Below are 18,111 nucleotides of genomic sequence, written 5' to 3'. Positions count from 1 at the left end.
AAGTCAAAAACACAACTTTCTTCCTGAGTAGTTAGCCTTAATTTTGTTCAAATTCATATAATCTATATCATTTAGTTAAACTTTACCAAATATAGCGTAGTTCCTTTTAAACCGATCATTCGTTCGATGTGTTCCTTGCTACCCGTCCCGTAAGAACAAGGGCTCATCTTTTTTTGAGGTATCAATGCTATAATAACCCCGTTTACTAAATAGAGAATACGTGGAGTTCTCGCAGAGAAACGGAGGGAAAACATGAAAGTGAAAGGTTACCCGATGCTTGCCAGTCTCTTGGCTGTCATGCTTCTGGTGGGGCTTCATACCCCGGCTTATGGGGAAAATGCTACAAAAAAAGCAACTTGGATCTGGCAGACGAATCTGATTCAGGATGGCGGCGAAGAACTGCTTCGTTTTTCCAGAGAAGAGGGAATTAATCTAATCTACTTACAGATTGATCGTCAACTGCCTTCCGAAATTTACGAGGCATTTATACAGCGCGCGCATGAGAATCAAATCGCAGTGCATGGTTTAGGTGGAGATCCAAGATGGGCCCTCACCGAACATCGGGAAGATATGCTCGGACTCGCGGATTGGGTGGTGAACTATAACGGCAAGGTTTCGGCCGGTGCCCGATTTGACGGAATCCATCTTGATATAGAGCCGTATGTACTTGCTCAGTGGGAGGACGAGAAGGACAAGATCATCAGCACCTGGGAACAAAATCTGGAGGTGTTCCTGAATCAAGTATCCGGGAACGAACTGGAACTCGGAATCGACATCCCCTTCTGGTTTGATCAATACTCCTTGGGGAATGGCACCAATCTGAATGAATGGCTGATCCGTACATTTGACCAGGTTACCGTGATGGCCTACCGGAACGAAGTAGAATCCGAGCATGGAATACTGGACCTGACGCGAGATGAGCTTGAGCTTGCCAACAGGCTTGGTAAGCAGATTCTTATTGGGGTTAACACGAAGGAAATGCCGGGCGAGCCTCACACCAGCTTTTATGGACATGGTAAGGAAAGAATGAACGAGAAACTGGAGCATCTGTCCAGTGTGCTCGGTTCATATGCATCCTTTGCCGGGATCGCTATCCACGATATTCGCAACTGGCAAAACATGTCCAATGATGAGAGCGTACCGCCAGACGATAACGAACCTACTTCCCCATCACCGGACCCCGATCCGAATCCTGAACCGGGAGAAGGCGGTCGCGTGCCAGATGCGGATCCGGTTACACGGGACCCTATCGTAAGAGGCACGTATATATGGGAAGCGCATGAAGTGATTCAAAACAGTCAGGAAATTCTTGATTTTGCGAAAGAGAAAAACTTGAACTGGTTGTATGTAAGGCTGGACCTGGAGCAACCGTACAGTTCGTACTCATCGTTTGTAAAACAAGCGGCTGCTGCCGGAATCGAGGTTCATGCCATGGGTGGCCATCCGATATGGGCACTTGAGGAGAACCGGCCCAGAATGCTGCGATTGGTCAATTACGTAAAGAACTACAATCGCGCTGTGGAAGGCAATGAGCGTTTTCATGGCATTCATTTGGACATTGAGCCTTATGTGCTGCCTGCGTGGAGGGAAAATTCGCAACAGGTTATTTCCGAATGGACCGCGAATCTGGATGCCTTTGTTACGGAATTGAAAAAGGATTCCAATCTGGAAGCAAGTATGGATATGGCCGTGTGGCTGGATAAATACAAAGTTACCGGTCAAGATATGTCGCTCAGCAAGTGGATGATCAACCGAATGGACCATGTTTCACTCATGGCCTTCCGGGATGTAGCGGAAGGATCGAACGGGATTGTCGCAGTCGCTAAGGAAGAGATTGCATTTGCCGATGAACTGGGCAAACCGATCAAGATTTCCGTCGAGATCAAAGCCAGCCATGAAGGCGATCATATTACCTTCTATGAAGAAGGAGCAGCTTACATGGAGGAAGAGCTTGCCAAGCTGCCTGAATTATTGAAGGACTCACCTTCCTTTACCGGTAGCTTAGTGCATGCTTATACTTATTGGAAGAATGCTAAGCCTTAAGAGGTAAGAAACTGAATAACCCCATCGCTCTTGAACGAGCCATGGGGTTATTTTATTGACGCTTCAGGCGGCGTGATTTGCGCTTAACAACAGGGGATACATAAACTTCACAGTCTCATGTATTCTTCTTCGCAAGCGTTCTCTGGGCTCGCTTTACAATACGCTCGGTTTCCTTGGTTCTGGAAAATGACTGCCACTCCCGGCATAGCTGAATCACCCAATCCGGATTCGTTTTACTGGCATCGTTAAGCCAATTCGCTACAGAATCCTGCACATATTTGACCGGATCGGATTTCACCGCATCCAATAGCGGCCGAGCAATGTCCGGGTTCTCTTTTAGTTCGGCAATATGTTTGGCCCAGACGCCTTGCGGACGAGTCACTTCAATTGCAAATCTCCTAATGCACATATTGTTGTCATGAACCCAAGACGATAATAATCGTATAGATTGTCTTAATTCGCTGGCGACAGATTCCCTAACCGCCATCCATGATATTTCACGCACGCCAAAATGTTCATCTGCTGCAAACGCCTTGATTCGGTCCAGCTTCTGTTCCAGGTCCAGCTGATCTAAACCAACCATATAGGCTGCCCAGCAGCGCACGCTATCTGAGCGGTGTTTGGACAATCTGCTTACGATAACCAATTTCTCCGTCTTCGGCATTGGCTCCAGCAGATTCATCCAGGAATCGGCAATGGCCGGGATGATTTTTGTCACCTTGTCTTCGACCTGAACCAACCTCGATAACATTTCCTCTCTCTGTTTCTGCAATCCAAACTCGTCCAATACATTGTTCAGCAAGCTCAAGTGATCTACGGCAAGCCATTCGGTCAAATTCACCGTTTCCAATCGCCCTTGCTGTAGAAGCACTTTAACTTCTTCAGGAACTTCATTCACCTTACGAGCACCTTTCCTGTGCAATAATGCATGGTTTATCGAAATTTCTTTATCGTTGATTTCCATCCCGATCCAATCTCCTTAATCTATTATGTTAAGTTACAGGATAAACCGGATTCGGATTCATGGATGTAATGCAGCTTACAACTTACATTGTTCAGCTTAATCTCGTCACGGCATAATCCCGATGAATATAAATCGTTCGAAATCCGGTCTTGATCACTTTTGCTTCCGATAGCTCTTTTAATACCAAAGTGACAGCCTCCCGAGTTGCTCCGACCAAATTCGCAATTTCTTGATGCGTCAGTGGCAGGTCGATTCTGTAGTACTCGCCGCTACGCTCCAGATCAAATTGATTGGACAGGTTTACGATCACGTGCAGAATCTTTTCATGAAGTTTACCCAGCGCCAGGTTTTGCGCAAGACTGCTCATATGTACCAAACGTTCACTCAAGACCTTCATCATATTGAGCATGAATGGAGGGTGTTCGATTAGAAAGCTCTCGAATCGCCGCTGATCGATCATACAGATATCGCTTTCTACCAGCGTTTCAATGAACACTTCCCGTGTACCGAGCGATAAACCGTTTAATTCACCAAACACATTCCCTTCACCCAATATGTCCAGCGTAAATTGCTTTCCTTCTGAGTTTAACCTGTACAAGCGAACTCTTCCCTTTTTCACAAAATATAATCGTTCCGTGAAGGTTTGCGGTGTTTGAATGAATGTATGCTTAGGATAGATTGTAATCGAGGTCAGCTCATCCATCACGACCAAATCATCTTTCGATAAGGAATGAAGCAAGTTGAATTGCGACAGATATTGAATGTTACTCATGATTTACCTCCGAGATCATATGCCCGCATAGGCTCTTTCATGTATTGTATAATTTTTCTGCTGCTAGTGGCCACCCATCTAGCAATATCATGGCAAAAAAGCCTGATTTCTCAGGCTTCATCATATACGCATATTTATCGATATAAGGTTTTACCGTGGTTACGAAGCCCGCCGTCTCTTTTCAAACAAATGCTCGCCCCTGACCCACATATGATATAAATACTCGAAGCTTCCCGCAAGTACTGCAATCAGCAGGACCTCCGAGAAATCAAGGGTCCAGTTCGCAACACCGCCAATAATCCACAGCATTACAAATACCAATCCGGCATCGGCAATCGTTGCCATCATATTGCTGGTACGTGGCAGAATAAATAAATCTCCCACCAAATAAGCAACGATGCCAATTCCTAATGCCGTCAATATAGCCCCTGTGAACGAAGCATCGGTAAGTGCAACCAGCAGTGCCGTAATCAAAACTCCATGCACCAATAACTTAACAAGCAGTTTCATAAGCGATACACTCCTTTTGCGGTAGTGTATCCCTTTTGCGTATTTTTACTCCTGACCATGGTCCCTAACCGTCAGAAAACCATCATTCATATCGGCGCTGTTCCGTACCAGTTTGATTTCCATAACTGTGCCTTGGCCAAGCGTGCTATGAACCTGAATATGTCCTCCATGCGCGATCACAATGTCATGTGTAATAGCCATGCCAAGACCTGAGCCTTTATGGAGTTCTCCCGTATTGGTCCCACGGTAATAGCGATCGAAGATTCTTCCGAGCTCCTCCTGCTTAATGCCTTTTCCATTGTCCTCCACACGAATCAGGATATGCTCTTCATTCTTCTCGACCTGGACCTTGATCGAAATATCCTCACGGTTATGAACAATCGCATTATAGATCAGATTGGTGATTGCTCTACGTATCAGAATATCGTCAACCTCGATTTTAATGACTTCATGACTGCTGCTAAAATCAATGTCCCGGTTGGCGTATCTCGGGTCATTCAGGGTATCGATCACGACATTGCGTACCAGGCTTACGAGGTTTACATTTTTCTTATTCAACATCAGCTTTTTATTCCTCAAGCGGGTCGACAGATTCAAGTCCTCGATCACGTCTCGCAAATATTTGGACTTTCCTTCAATGATCCCGGCGTAATCCCGTATTTCATCCATCGAGAACTGATATTCCGTGTCCTTTATCATCTCCGCATAGCCTTGGATCGAAGCAAGGGGCGTTTTGATATCATGCGAGATATTGCCGATCCATTCTTCCTTCATCACATCCAATTTCTTTCTTTCCTTCTCGCTTGATTTCAGCTCTTGGGCCAAAAGATTAATATTGGCGAACACGTCCTTATATATCCCCTTAGGTTGATGATAGACGTTATAATCACGGCTAGCTAAACGCTTAATGCTGTCGATTAAGATAAACATGGGTTTGGTCAGCCGCTTGCTGAAGATATAAGCGATGCATAAGGCGATGAATCCGTCAACGATGATGATGGACACACTAAACACCTTAAACATCTGTGCGAAGTTCCGTGAATCGATGGTTAACACTTGCCGCTCCAAGTATGGAGTCGTAAATCCAATCAAGTAACTGTAACGATGTTCGAAGCCTGTCTTTTCGCCAATAAAGACGGTCGAAAGCACTTCCTTCTCGACATATTTATAAATCTGCACAATATCGATAGGGGCGTACTTTGTTTTGGCTTCTTCCGGAGCAAGATAGCGGTAGATTTCCCCGCCATCCTCATCCAGAATTTGAACCCATGCCTGATTCTTCTCCAGAATCTCCTTGCCCTTCTCGCTTATCGAAGCACCCGATTCCGATATTACGATATGTTCCTGGAAGGATCGGGATATCGATTCTGCTGAGGTTTGCCGATTTAAAAGTGGGAAATCCTCGTTCACCAATTGTAGAACGAATAAGCCGATAATTACCACGATGTTCATAATAATAACGATGACGACGATAAGAACCACGGAGACCAGATACCTGCCGGTCAGCTTCCACTTCATCCCTTATCCATCCTCTACGACAAGCTTATACCCAAGGCCTTTTACCGTAAGGAGATACCGGGGATTGGAAGGGTCCTCTTCTATTTTCTCCCGCAGCCTCCTGATGTGAACCATCACGGTATTATCAAAACCGAAGAATTCCTCACCCCATACCTGATCATATAAACTTTCCTTGCTGATGATCTGGCCCGGATGTTTAAGCAGCAGCGTAAGCAATCCCAGCTCTTTCGGCTTTAGTGGAATGACTTTGCCGTTCTTCTTCAGCTCCACCTTCTCTTCATCTAATTCAAAGGGGCCTTTCTTAATCACGCGATTCGGTTTGTCCTCATGCTCAGAAATATCCGGTCTCCGAAACCGGGCTTTGATCCGGTAAGCCACTTCCTTCGGACTAAAGGGCTTGGTAATATAGTCGTCGCCGCCGATGGCGAAACCCAGGATTTTATCAATCTCTTCGGTCTTGGCCGATAAAAAGAATATCGGAACATTGGAGACGCTGCGTATTTTCTTGCATACCTCGTATCCTTCTCCGTCCGGAAGCATGATATCCAGAATGACAAGATCGGGCTGCCACTTCTGAAATTCAAGCCATGCTGCTTCCGCTGTTGCTGCGGTATATACCTGATCGATGCCTTCCTTGATCAGCACGGTTTGAAGAAGCCTGACAATATCCGCCTCGTCATCAACGACAAGTACCTTTTGATCAAACGCCAATTCGTTCACCCCCTGCTATAACCAACATTTTTCCCCCCTGCCAAGCTGCTATTCAACAGCGCATGGAGCATTGAGAAGGAAACATACATCAAGCTTACTCCTCCGCAAAAAACTTCGATAGCGGGTTCTCCTCTTGTTTATCTAACACCACCTTGCCCTTCTTGTCCATCACATAGTACTGATAAAAAGCGCTCGTGAATCCGAGGGATTCCTGCATTTTCGCCATGTAGGTCTCCAAGGCCTCATCTGTTACATGATCTCCATTCCAGAAATAGTGCAGCATTAAGCGATTTTGATTGAATGGATGCTTGATCACATACGCCCCGGAAGCACTCGGTTGATTCATGGTATCCTTCCAGGCAAAGCCCATTTTGTTCACCCGCTCGATGATACCTGATTTCAGGGCCTGGATCACCCCATTCGTTTTACCGTTACCGATCACGATCAGATTGCTTGTCCCCAGTTCCTTCTTCAATTTCGTTTTCAACACCTGGCGATCCCGAATAACGTCATATTTCACTCCGCTGATATCAAGAAGCATTGTGAGCTGGTTCACCATGGCTTCTTGCTGCTTGCGAGTTTGATTACTTACTTGATCGCTCAGAACGATCGATAATGGCTCTCCCTGAAGGGCCTTCTCCATGATGCGGCTCATCGTTTCGTAAGGCAAACCTGGAATTTGGGAAAGGGCTGATTGGTACAGCAATTGAAACTGATCATGCATATATGCGGTTTTCTCCTCTTCGGACAGTTGGTATTCAGGCTTAAGCACAAAACCCGGCTGATATAGAGCCGTTGCCATTTCGTTTCGCGCCTCTCTTCCGAGCACGTCTTCAATCGTTTGGAGAAGTCCCTCAATGGTGGCATTTTTGTATACATATCGTTTGAAATATTCCTTCATAAAGCGGTCAAACTTCTCTTCGCCAACAGAACGGTATAATTGGTAGATTGCTTGGCGACCTTTCTCGTAATACACCGGGCTAGCCAAATCCCCCACCTCGTCATTGGTCGATGCAATGGCAAGCTCCATCTTGGAATCGTCAAATTGAATGGATTTAAAACCATTCAGCTTATCCCCCTGCTTCTCGGCAAAATACACCTTGGAAAAATCGGCAAAACCTTCGTCCAGGAAAGATTCCTTCTCCGAATCGTTTCCGATTAGAGCGTGGAACCACTGATGAGCGATTTCATGAACGAATACTGTGTCCTGCGCGGGATCGGCCTGGCTGTGATTTTGTCCCATTTGGATGACCCGCGAATATTCGATAGCCACACCCTCCACGTAAGACTCAACGATTCGGAATTCCGGATAAGGATAAGCGCCATATTTATCACCAAAAAATTCAATGGCTTTAAATGCCTGATCGATATACCGATCAATGACCTGTTTCTTTCCCGGTTCGTTATCAAAATATAAATATTCGATCGTCAAGCCGTCGCGGGTAACACTATCCACTTTGAAATTGGGACTGGCAAAAAATACGAATTCCCTTGTATTGTTGGCAACAGCGGAAACAACCTTGCGGCCGGGTTCCACGTTATTTCGTGTCGTTATCGTGCCTGGCATAGCCACCTGATAAGCGTCAGGAACGTTGAACTCTACTTCATAATCTGCAGAAGTATAATAATCGCTTTCGAATGATGGACTGTAAGGGGTTGTATTCCATTGATGCTTCTCCTCGTCATAGACCGACAAAACCGGAAACCAGTGAGCGCCATTCACAATATCCTGGTAATAAGATAAGCGCTGCGAGCCATACGGAATGTTCAGAGAGAAGTCCATATGTACCGATATCGTTGCGCCCGGTTGAAGGGGCTCCTTCAATTGAATAGCCAAAGCCTGATCTTTATTATGGAACTCGAGAGCTTGGCTGTTAGCGTTCACTCCTTGAATATCAATACCTCCGAGAAAATCTTCCGGCTTCTTATCCGGATGGTTCTTGCTGATTTCTTCGTTCGATCGTTTAAACATGGACGTCTGTGTCGATTTCGAACGGTTGGCATCGGCATAGGTATGGAATACCAGCTGATTCAACGTATCCTGACTGGTGTTTCGATAGGTAACCATGCTGCTTCCCTGCATGGTCATGTTCTTCTCGTTCAGTCTCGCCTGAATATGATATTGAATCGGCGCATGCGCTTCAACGCTCGCAGAGACTTGTGAAATTGTAGTCGGGGAAACGGCCTTTGCCGCTGCATGACCCGCGTTGATGAGCGGGCATGCAGTCAATGTCAATGCAAGTGAGACAATAATAGCCTTTTTCGATAGGATCGTCGTTTTTTCTTTTACATGAGTCATGTTATTCTCTCCCTCTGATATCGTCCTTATTTTCCTAACGTTTCAAGCTTCACCTTGGCTGGTTCCGGAAGCTCGTTTGCCTGTACCTCTTGATAGGAACTGACACCCTTTTCCTTGACGTATAAACGCAAGTACGCTTCCTTTCGCAGTTCTTTGTTCGCCCTAAAGGTTAACGTCTTCGCGTTCCCTTCTTTGTTGAAGCCCTCCAAGGTGTACTCATAGTAGATGTACTTCTCCCCGTTATCCGTTTTCTCTTCCACTCGGGTTCCATCCTTAATTTGCACATAATATTGATCCGTCCCGAGACGGTTAATGTTCACATTTTGAATAAATATAACAAATCCAACTAGGATGGCGACCAGAATGCCGCCGAAGATCATTGTTTTTTTCATGACTATACTCCTTAAGATAGATTATTTAGTTTTGGTTACAATTTTATAGTAGGACCTAACGGTAACGACGTAATAGATCAAATAAACACAGGTATAGACAGCCATACAGATCACGACCGGAATCACAAGATTCATATGCAGAAGTTTGGACAAAGCGGACAGTGCGACAGCGCAGTGGGCAATGCCGGCAACGAGCGGTAAAGCAAAGATGAACAGAACTTGCTGGGCTAAGCTCTTTTTAACCTCACGCCGATTTACGCCGATCTTGTTTAATATCTGATATCTTGCCTTATCCGAATTTGCCTCGGTTAATTGCTTGAAATATATGATGCTGCCGGTCGCCGTGAGGAACACAAGCCCCAGAAATCCTCCCATAAAAATCAACAGGCCTGACGCTTCCATTCCTCTCGCATAATCCTGATAATAGCTGGCAAATGACGCGCTTTCCGGCAAGATGCTTTCGAGATCCTCCGTCAGCTGCTTCGCTTTGTCTTGATTCGATATGCCATAGGCCTCCAGCATGATCGTGTTTGCTTGTTTCTCCAATTGCGCAAACCGTTCATCGCTTACAACGATTGTAGAATAGACCGTACCAAAGTTCAGCACGCTGTATTTCTTCAATTCCTTAAAGGTAATTTGCAGTTCCTGCTTGTTTGGTTTGAGCGTCACCGTAGAACCCACATACGTCGGTGAAAATCCTTCGTAATAGGCCGGGTCCAAGGCAACGGCATCTTCTCCGCTTAAAGTGATGGTATCTTTGCGGCCCTGCATCTTCGCCAGCTCGTTAAAATCATGCTGAGATAGGACGTTGTATGTTTGAATGTCATGCGAAAATGCTTCGCTGAGCCCTCTAACATCAGCATCCACTTCAAGGACAGGGACGGACGCATGATATAACAGCTCGTGATGCGGAGTTGAGTCTATCAACTCGTCGGCTCGCTTTGTCACGCTGCTATCGTGGGAGATCCACATCATGCTGTTGGGGTTCGCTTGCTGGGCATTGCTTGCATTACTGTAATAAAAGCTGTAAGCCGTCCCAACAGCAGTAAGTGTTGTCGCGCTAAGGACGGCAATGATCGTGAGCGTACGCGCATTGCCTTTGATGCGATATAGAAGCTGGGAGACACCAATCATGTTCATCCCGTTCCAGAATCTGTTCTTGTTATTTCTGGATATTTTCAACAATGTCACGGTCAGGGTACTGAACAGCAGATACGTTCCGATAATCACCGTCGTCAGGATGACGAGTGGCGTTAGCATGAATCCCATCGCCGCCCAAGCCTTGGATTCCAGCAGGTTCTGCAGAGCAAGCCAATATCCGGTGCCTATGAATACCAGAGACAATACAGCGGTAATCCATGAAGCCTTCGGTTCCCGTTCTCCCTCCTGATCCGCATGAAACAACTCAATCAATTTGAACCGGTAGATCAATCGGTAACCCTGCAGTGATGTGATAAGCGTAATGATCATAAACACGATGGCGGTGTTGATGATGGCCGCAGGCGATATCGAGAAATTCGACACCGCATCATATCCCATGACCTTCATTAACAGGGATACAAAAAATCTCGTCAGCACAGAGCCCAGGGCAATCCCGGCCAGTAGAGCCAGCACACCCATCAGAAAGTTTTCATAAAATAACATTCGGCCGATTTGTTTCTTCCGAACACCGAGCAATGAATACAATCCGACTTCTTTCTTGCGCTTGCGGGTAAAGAATGAATTGGAGTACCAAATGAATATAGCCACGAAGATGATCAGCACAACGGCGGCACCGCTAAAGGCCGAGCTGATTTTTGTCGACCCCTCCGTTGCGGACTGAATCGCAGTATCATATTTAAGTGAAACAAAAGTGAAGTAAATGACGATACTAAAGATCATCGAAGCAAAATATAAAAAGTAATTGGTGAAATTTTTGCGGATGTTTTTTCTGGCTATGCTAAACAGTGTCATCATGCTCACCCCCAAGTGCAGCCAGTACCTCCAGGATCTGATCAAAAAACACCTTGCGCAGTTGGTCTTCTCGATGAAGCTCCTGGTACAGCTGCCCGTCTTTTATAAAAATGACGCGTTTGCAGTAGCTTGCTGCATAAGCATCGTGAGTGACCATCATGATGGTGGCACGCTCTATCTCATTCAGTTTCTTTAAGCTTTGCAGCAGGCTGGTTGCCGACTTGGAATCCAGCGCCCCTGTCGGTTCATCCGCCAATATGAGGCTTGGATTAGCAACAATGGCGCGCGAGGCCGCGGTACGCTGCTTCTGACCACCCGAGATGTGATAAGGATATTTGTTTAAGATATCGCGAATCCCGAACGTGTCGGCGATCTCGTTAACCCGTTTCTCAATCTCGGCTGCAGGCACCTTGGACAATGCCAAGGGAAGCAAAATATTTTCTTTGACGGTGAGCGTGTCCAGCAGGTTGTAGTCCTGAAAGATAAATCCGAGCTGATTCCGGCGAAAATCGGATAGCTGCTCCTCGTTCATCGATACGATATGTTGTCCGGCAATGGTAATATCGCCTGCCGACGGTGTATCGATCGTCGAGAAGATATTCAGCAGCGTGGATTTGCCTGCCCCGGAAGGTCCCATAATACCGACAAACTCACCTTCCTGAATTTCAAGATTGATGTCTTGCAATGCCGTATATTGATTTCCTTGAATACCGAATGTTTTTTCTACATGTTTTGCTTGTAATATGGTTGTCATATGGCGTTCTCCTTCAAGTTGTCGTTAGTTAAGCACAGATGTAATTATAGAAGGCGAACCTTACACGATTTTTATACGAACCTTACATAAAGCTTAACAAACTTGTTGAGTACCTTACACGAACGTACATGCTCAGAACAAAACAAAAACCCGCAGCATGGACGGTCATGGCGGGCTATAACGTTCTATTATTCAAGTCTTCGGACTATTCTTCTTTTAACACCTCAAAATCCTGCGGGTTCGAACGAATGAACATGCTGATCCGTTTCAAGCTATCGGGAGCGATCTCATTAAATCTCATGCATAATACACGCTTTCTGAATCCTTGGCGTGGTCATAAAACACCCTGAACATGCACAAAGCCTGTTGGCTTCTGTTCAAACTTGAAATCGCCTGTGATTTGACGGAAGCATTTTTTCCGCGGACACCTAGAAGCGTTGATTCCACACAAGCCCATCCCAATCTTTTGTCATCCAACGTCACAAAATCCGCTTGGTTCATCGTCACTAATGTCATTCAACTGCTGGCTAACTAGAGTCCTAGAAAGGGGTTTAACAGATGATGTCACCCGAAATCGAAACCATCCGGCAGCAGCTCCCCGGCTGGCTGGAAGCCAGCTCGCCATGTGTCGGTAGAGGCAAAGTCGCCTCCTATATCCCCGAGCTGTCCAAAGCTCCCCATGATGCTTTGGGCATCACCTTAATGAACACCCAGGGTGAATCCGTCACCGCCGGGGACTGCGGGCTGCGTTTTACGATGCAGAGCATCTCCAAAGTGTTTACGCTGATATTGGCGCTGATGGACAATGGAGAGGATGCCGTCTTTAGCAAGGTCGGCATGGAGCCGACCGGAGACAACTTCAATTCCATGCTGAAGCTGGAGTTAGTCAGACCCGGCATTCCCTTCAATCCGATGATTAACGCAGGCGCGATTACCGTTTCTTCCTTAATTCGCGGAGACAGCCCGAACGAGAAATCCGACCGAATTCTTCAGTTCCTTAGAGAGCTAGCGGGCAACGCTGATTTGGAATATGACTTGGGCGTTTACCGCTCCGAATCGGAAACCGGGAATCTGAATCGCTCTATAGCATTCTTTCTAAAGGAAAACGGGGTTCTCAACGGAGATGTTGAAGAGGTGTTAGAGGTGTATTTTCGGCACTGCTCCATCGCTGTGGATTGCGCCGATTTAGCCAGAATGGCATTGGTGCTAGCCTGCAACGGTTCGGATCCGCTAACCGGCAAAGCGCTCATACCGAGAAGATATGTTCAAATCGCCAAGACGTTCATGACGACATGTGGCATGTACAACGCATCAGGAGAATTCGCCATTCAGGTAGGCTTACCCGCCAAGAGCGGCGTTTCAGGGGGCATTTTAACTTTTGTGCCGGGACGTTATGGCATCGGCGTGATAGGCCCTGCATTGAATGATAAAGGCAACAGCTATGCCGGCGTACATTTACTCCAGACCATATCCCGGGAGATGGACTGGAGTATCTTTTAATTACAAAATCCCCCTGGAGCAGTTACAGCTTCAAGGGAATTGAATCCGCCAAGTATGTTCTGAAGATAGCGCTTCGTTTCGTTTCGTTTGTTAAGAGGGGATGCTCTTACCTGTTTCGAATGGGTCCCATTTTCCTATTTTCTGAAGAACAGTCGCCCAATCCGGTCCGCAAATTCCTGCATATTCACACTGGATGGGTCAAGACGGTAATATCCGTTCTTCACGGCCTCCAGTACCCATAGCGGCAGCTTCTTGCCCTCAAGCAGCGGATATACGTTGTCGTAAGCCCACATAAGATGCTCCCATCGCTTGTCGTTTCCTTCCTGAATATACTCCGATACATCGAGCACCTTCCCTCTGCCTTCCTGCAGCAGTACATTCTTCAAATGAATATCCCGCGGGTTTAAGCCCCTGCTCCGTACAAAGGAGCGTGCTGCCTCGACATCATCGATGACCTGCCTTGGAACGGACACACCATAGAGCAAACAGTCATACAGGGTTAATCCAGATTCATGGCTGATTGCCACATAACGCTCACCTGCCCCATAAAATGTAGGGAAATAAGGGCTGCCCACCAGCTCTTGATAGACCTTAATCTCCGCTTCCTTCTTAGGCAGCGCCTCCGCAGCATACAGTTTGAACGCGTAGGCCGGCAAAGGTTCGTATACGAATACTGCAGCATCCGTACCGATTCCGATGCAGCGCAGGTCATCCGATTCGCCTTCAATCGTGACAGGGTCGTTATCACCGTTCTTGATAACTTCCATACATGCGAGTGCGGTTTCTGCCTGCTTCCAATGTTCGTGATTCATAGGCCACCTCATTTGGTGTTACTGGACTTAAATCAGTATGATCGTACCACACTCACGTTTCAAAAAAAAATATTTGCCAGCGATGCCTGATCCTTACCACAAAAAAACCGCGAGAACTTCTCGCGGTTTCATGCTTCCTACCAACATATCATTACTCCGGTTTCACGAAATATCCGATACCAGCAGCATACTCTATCATTTTTTCAAATAACAGCTTGTCCGGTACAGCGCATTTCACTCCCGTGTGCTTAAGGAATTCCGATGTTTGCGGACAAGTATACCGGTAGATGGAATTCTTCGCTCCGTCGCCTTCGAACTGTGCCATCGCCAGCTCAAGGCCTTCCTTATCCTTCGGCTGCTGCGGATCCAATAACCATGCCTCGTATGCCTTCCAGTCCATCACTGAAATGTCATATCCATAGGCTTTAAAATGCTCCACCATGTCCTCATAAGGAATGGCAACCGGGTTGCAGATATGGAACACCCGCCCGACCGTTTCTTGTTGAAGCACCAGAGCGGTAATGGCTTCCCCGGCATAGTTAATCGGCGTAATATCCACTTCCCATCTCACGCCAGGCGCTTTCTTCAACTGCAGCATCGCTTTCAGCATGCGGTAAAAAGCGTTGTTGTCGATGTTTTTCTGGAATATTCCGTTCTCCGAGTTACAAGACAAATTCCCCACGCGATAAACCGCTGCCGGGATGCCTCTATCTGCACCGGCTTTAATGACCAGCTTCTCTGCCTCCAGCTTGCTGTTCGTATAGACATTCTCGATGGTCGACTCTTCATATCCCGTTCCGGCAACGATGGCATCCCATTGACCACCCAGTGCCAAATCCTCAGGGATCCCAAGCGTAGAAATAAAGTGGAAGCGGATATGCGGTCTTCTCTGAGCCAAAGCCAACAGGCGGTCCGTACTCTCCACATTGACTCTGGCAAAATAGTCGGAATCGCCAAAATGCTTCACTTCAGCTCCGCAATGAATGATGGAATCGATGCGCGCTTCAATCAATGCACGGTCTTGGGCTCCTAGCCCGAGAAACTCCTGCTCCAAGTCGCCCTGAATCGCGATCACCCTTTTATCCATACGAGTCTTGACCTCTTCGCCAAAATATCCGGTCATGATCTGCTCAAGGCGAGCATAGGGCTCCATCAGCTTCGACGGTCGAACCAGGCAGTACACGGTAGCGGTCGATTGTTTCAGCAGTTCATTCAGCAGATGTGATCCCAAATATCCCGTCGCGCCTGTCAGCAAAATATGCTGCTGGGTATAGATGGGTTGTCCCGAACCCTGGTAAATAGGGAATGAAATCGGATACTCAGCCAAATCCTGAATAGGAAGATCCCTATTCTCTGTTTGATCGGATGGATTCGTTTGCTGACCCAGTTCCTCTACTCTCTCCGCCAATTTTGCAATCGTCGGATAAACAAAGAAATCATTGATCTTCAACTGTGGATATTGCGGCTTAAGAAGCACCAGAATCTCCAGGATTTTCAGAGAATACCCGCCAATATCGAAGAAATCATCGTGGATGCCGATTTTGGTTTGTCCGAGTGCTTTTTCCCAGGCTGCAGCAATATCCCGCTGAATATCATTAACCGGTGCCTCGTAGTGGGAGTCATCCTCTTCCATCTCCATTGACAATTCGTACAATGCCAGCTTCTTACGGTCAATCTTACCAGTCGGGGATAGTGGCATCTCTTCTACGAAACACATGTATTTAGGAACCATGTAACTAGGTACTTTCTGACTTAAAAATTGCACCAAATCCTTAGCGGAAGCTGCCTGTCCATCATGGGTCGTATAGAAGGCCGCTAACATTTTGGTTCCGTCCTCGTCCATTCTCGGAATGACCGCGATGTCCTTTACGCGTTCATGCTTCGCCAGATTATCCTCGATCTCTCCAATCTCGATCCGGAAGCCTCTGATCTTCACCTGTGAATCTTTTCGTCCCCGGTATTCTACTTGTCCGTTCGGCAGCAGGCGAACCAAATCTCCGGAACGGTAGTATTGTTTACCAGATTCTGGTGTTAACGGATCCAGAATAAAGGCTTCTTTGGTTTTCTCAGGCTGATTCAGATACCCTTTGGCTACGCCGATCGAGCAGATCAGCAGCTCTCCGGTTACGCAAGTTGGACATAACTCATTATGCTCATTCACAATATACAATTCATAGTTGGCAAAAGGCGTCCCGATATACACGGTGGCCAGATCGTCCGGAACCGCATAATTCACGACATGCCCTGTTGCTACAACCGTCGTTTCCGTTGGGCCGTATAGATTCACGATTGGAATCTGCAGCTTCTTCTGGAACATACGAACGGTTTCTCCGGCCAGTGCTTCCCCACCAACCACGATCGTTTTGATATTACGGTATTTGTGAGTATCTTCCACAGGCAAATACGCTGCCAATTGATTAAAAAACACCGTAGGCAGTATCGCGACTCGCGTTGCATTGGTATCTGCCACAGCCTCCGTAAAGGCGTCTATGGAGAAACGCTGCTCATCGGAGAGAAGATGCAGTCGTGAACCGCAAGCCAGCGATCCGAATATATCGTAAACGGAAGCATCAAAGCTGAAGGTGGAATATTGAAGAATGATATCCTGTTCACTCATCTGTAATTTCTCTTGATTGGCGAGTGCCAAGTTCACGACGCCTTGATGGGCGATTAAGGCCCCTTTCGGTTTGCCTGTTGAACCGGAGGTATAGATGATGTATGCCAAATCATCACCTTCAACGCGGACGCCACAGGCTTCATCCGAGTACGAAAGGAATTTATCATCAAGACAGAAGTATTCTGGCTTCGTTTGAAAACCAGCCAGGAGCCCATCCAGCTTTGCTGTGAAATCCTGATGTGTAAGAATGATCGCCGATTCGGTATCCTCGATAATGTAGGCATTTCTTTCATCTGGATGTGATGGATCCAGCGGGATATAGGCTCCGCCGGCCTTGAGCACACCGAGCATACTAACAATCGTATCCAGGCCCCTCTTCATAAATATCGAGACGAATTGGCCTTTACGCAGCCCCTTATCTAGAAGCATATGTGAGATTTGGTTTGACAACCGGTCAAGCTGTTCATACGTTACTTGCTCATGATTCGACGATAGTGCAATTCTCTCCGGAAATTTCTTCACAATGGAAGCAAGCATTGACACAATGGTAGGATCTTCCGGCAGCTCCTGCTTCGTGTCATTGAGAATCGTGTACGCGTTCCGGTCCTCTTCTGTCAGCATAGGCAAACGGCTAACCGGCATGTCCGCATGTTCAAGAGCCGCGCAAGCAAGCAGCTCAAAATGCCTGCTGAATTTTTCGATCGTTTCTTCTTTATACAAAGGCCGTGCATAGGATACATACAGTGTCCACTCGTCCTTCTTCTCTTCCTGAACCATCCAGTTCAGCCCGCTGGAACTATAGGCATAACCCTTCCCGTTACTTCCATAGACCGTTTGGAGAGTGAGCGATTGACCGGTGAAGCCTTCTATATCCTCAAGCGAAAAGCTGCTTCCTTCAATCTGCTCCATTTTGGCGGAAACTTGCTTATAAATCTGTGCGAATGAATCGCTACCGCTTAAGTTAACTCTCAGCGGAAGGAGATTGCCCTTCTCATTGTTCACGCCGATCAGCAAATCGGTATCGTGCGTCATTCGGTACAGAAATACGACATAGCTTGTGAGCATCCATGCCTTCAAGTCATATGAATCGCTGAACTGCTTGATCTTACCGGTTTCGATATGAAGGTTAATCGCCATATGATCAAGCTCTTGCTGCTGAAGATGCGCTGGACCATCGGTGTACAGATAGAATCCCGGTAAAGGTAGCTGCAGTTCATTCAACCAATATTCTTTGCCTTGTTCGATCATCAATGTTGTATTCAAAGG

General features: G+C 46.8%; 13 protein-coding genes. 2 read left to right on the top strand and 11 right to left on the bottom strand.

Annotation, left to right across the window (positions count from 1 at the left end; translation table 11 throughout):
- Positions 1 to 252: 252 nt before the first annotated feature.
- Positions 253 to 2,043: a hypothetical protein gene (locus CRG97_RS14245; protein WP_098743947.1), complete on the top strand. Its 1,791-nt coding sequence runs from the start codon at positions 253 to 255 to the stop codon at positions 2,041 to 2,043.
- A gap of 115 nt (positions 2,044 to 2,158) precedes the next feature.
- Here the strand turns inward: CRG97_RS14245 and CRG97_RS14240 are convergent, their stop codons facing one another.
- From CRG97_RS14240 to CRG97_RS14200, 9 genes are all read right to left on the bottom strand, one after another.
- Complete coding sequence (locus tag CRG97_RS14240) at positions 2,159 to 3,007, bottom strand: DNA alkylation repair protein (protein ID WP_098743944.1); 849 nt, start codon at positions 3,005 to 3,007, stop codon at positions 2,159 to 2,161.
- Positions 3,008 to 3,098: 91 nt separating this feature from the next.
- A complete protein-coding gene (locus CRG97_RS14235) occupies positions 3,099 to 3,779 on the bottom strand; it encodes a Crp/Fnr family transcriptional regulator (RefSeq protein ID WP_098743941.1) in 681 nt (226 codons plus the stop codon).
- Between the two features lie 159 nt (positions 3,780 to 3,938).
- Entirely contained in the window at positions 3,939 to 4,289 is a 351-nt protein-coding gene (locus tag CRG97_RS14230; protein WP_076323221.1) for a DUF2512 family protein, read from the bottom strand.
- 45 nt (positions 4,290 to 4,334) lie between these two features.
- Positions 4,335 to 5,807, bottom strand: coding sequence for a sensor histidine kinase (locus CRG97_RS14225; protein ID WP_098743938.1), 1,473 nt, complete (start codon positions 5,805 to 5,807; stop codon positions 4,335 to 4,337).
- Positions 5,808 to 5,810: 3 nt separating this feature from the next.
- Positions 5,811 to 6,518, bottom strand: coding sequence for a response regulator transcription factor (locus CRG97_RS14220; RefSeq protein WP_202618923.1), 708 nt, complete (start codon positions 6,516 to 6,518; stop codon positions 5,811 to 5,813).
- Positions 6,519 to 6,612: 94 nt separating this feature from the next.
- Complete coding sequence (locus CRG97_RS14215; RefSeq protein ID WP_098743932.1) at positions 6,613 to 8,817, bottom strand: M1 family metallopeptidase; 2,205 nt, start codon at positions 8,815 to 8,817, stop codon at positions 6,613 to 6,615.
- A gap of 26 nt (positions 8,818 to 8,843) precedes the next feature.
- Positions 8,844 to 9,209: a YxeA family protein gene (locus tag CRG97_RS14210; RefSeq protein WP_098743930.1), complete on the bottom strand. Its 366-nt coding sequence runs from the start codon at positions 9,207 to 9,209 to the stop codon at positions 8,844 to 8,846.
- A gap of 21 nt (positions 9,210 to 9,230) precedes the next feature.
- On the bottom strand, positions 9,231 to 11,162 hold the full coding sequence (locus tag CRG97_RS14205) for an ABC transporter permease (protein ID WP_098743927.1): 1,932 nt from the start codon (positions 11,160 to 11,162) through the stop codon (positions 9,231 to 9,233).
- Complete coding sequence (locus tag CRG97_RS14200) at positions 11,149 to 11,916, bottom strand: ABC transporter ATP-binding protein (protein ID WP_098743925.1); 768 nt, start codon at positions 11,914 to 11,916, stop codon at positions 11,149 to 11,151. The genes CRG97_RS14205 and CRG97_RS14200 overlap by 14 nt, the downstream gene beginning before the upstream one ends.
- A gap of 558 nt (positions 11,917 to 12,474) precedes the next feature.
- Here CRG97_RS14200 and glsA point away from each other — a divergent pair.
- Positions 12,475 to 13,416: a glutaminase A gene (glsA, locus tag CRG97_RS14190; RefSeq protein ID WP_098743919.1), complete on the top strand. Its 942-nt coding sequence runs from the start codon at positions 12,475 to 12,477 to the stop codon at positions 13,414 to 13,416.
- A gap of 134 nt (positions 13,417 to 13,550) precedes the next feature.
- Here the strand turns inward: glsA and CRG97_RS14185 are convergent, their stop codons facing one another.
- Both CRG97_RS14185 and CRG97_RS14180 read right to left on the bottom strand, forming a co-directional pair.
- A complete protein-coding gene (locus CRG97_RS14185; RefSeq protein WP_098743916.1) occupies positions 13,551 to 14,228 on the bottom strand; it encodes a protein kinase family protein in 678 nt (225 codons plus the stop codon).
- A gap of 151 nt (positions 14,229 to 14,379) precedes the next feature.
- Positions 14,380 to 18,108 carry a non-ribosomal peptide synthetase family protein gene (locus CRG97_RS14180; protein WP_237566394.1) on the bottom strand — a complete coding sequence of 1,243 codons (3,729 nt, stop codon included), beginning with the start codon at positions 18,106 to 18,108 and terminating at the stop codon, positions 14,380 to 14,382.
- Positions 18,109 to 18,111 lie beyond the last annotated feature (3 nt).

The organism is Paenibacillus sp. EZ-K15 (genome assembly GCF_002573715.1).
In the GTDB taxonomy this organism is placed as follows: Bacteria; Bacillota; Bacilli; order Paenibacillales; family Paenibacillaceae; genus Paenibacillus_AQ.
This window is presented reverse-complemented; position numbering and strand designations above follow the sequence as displayed.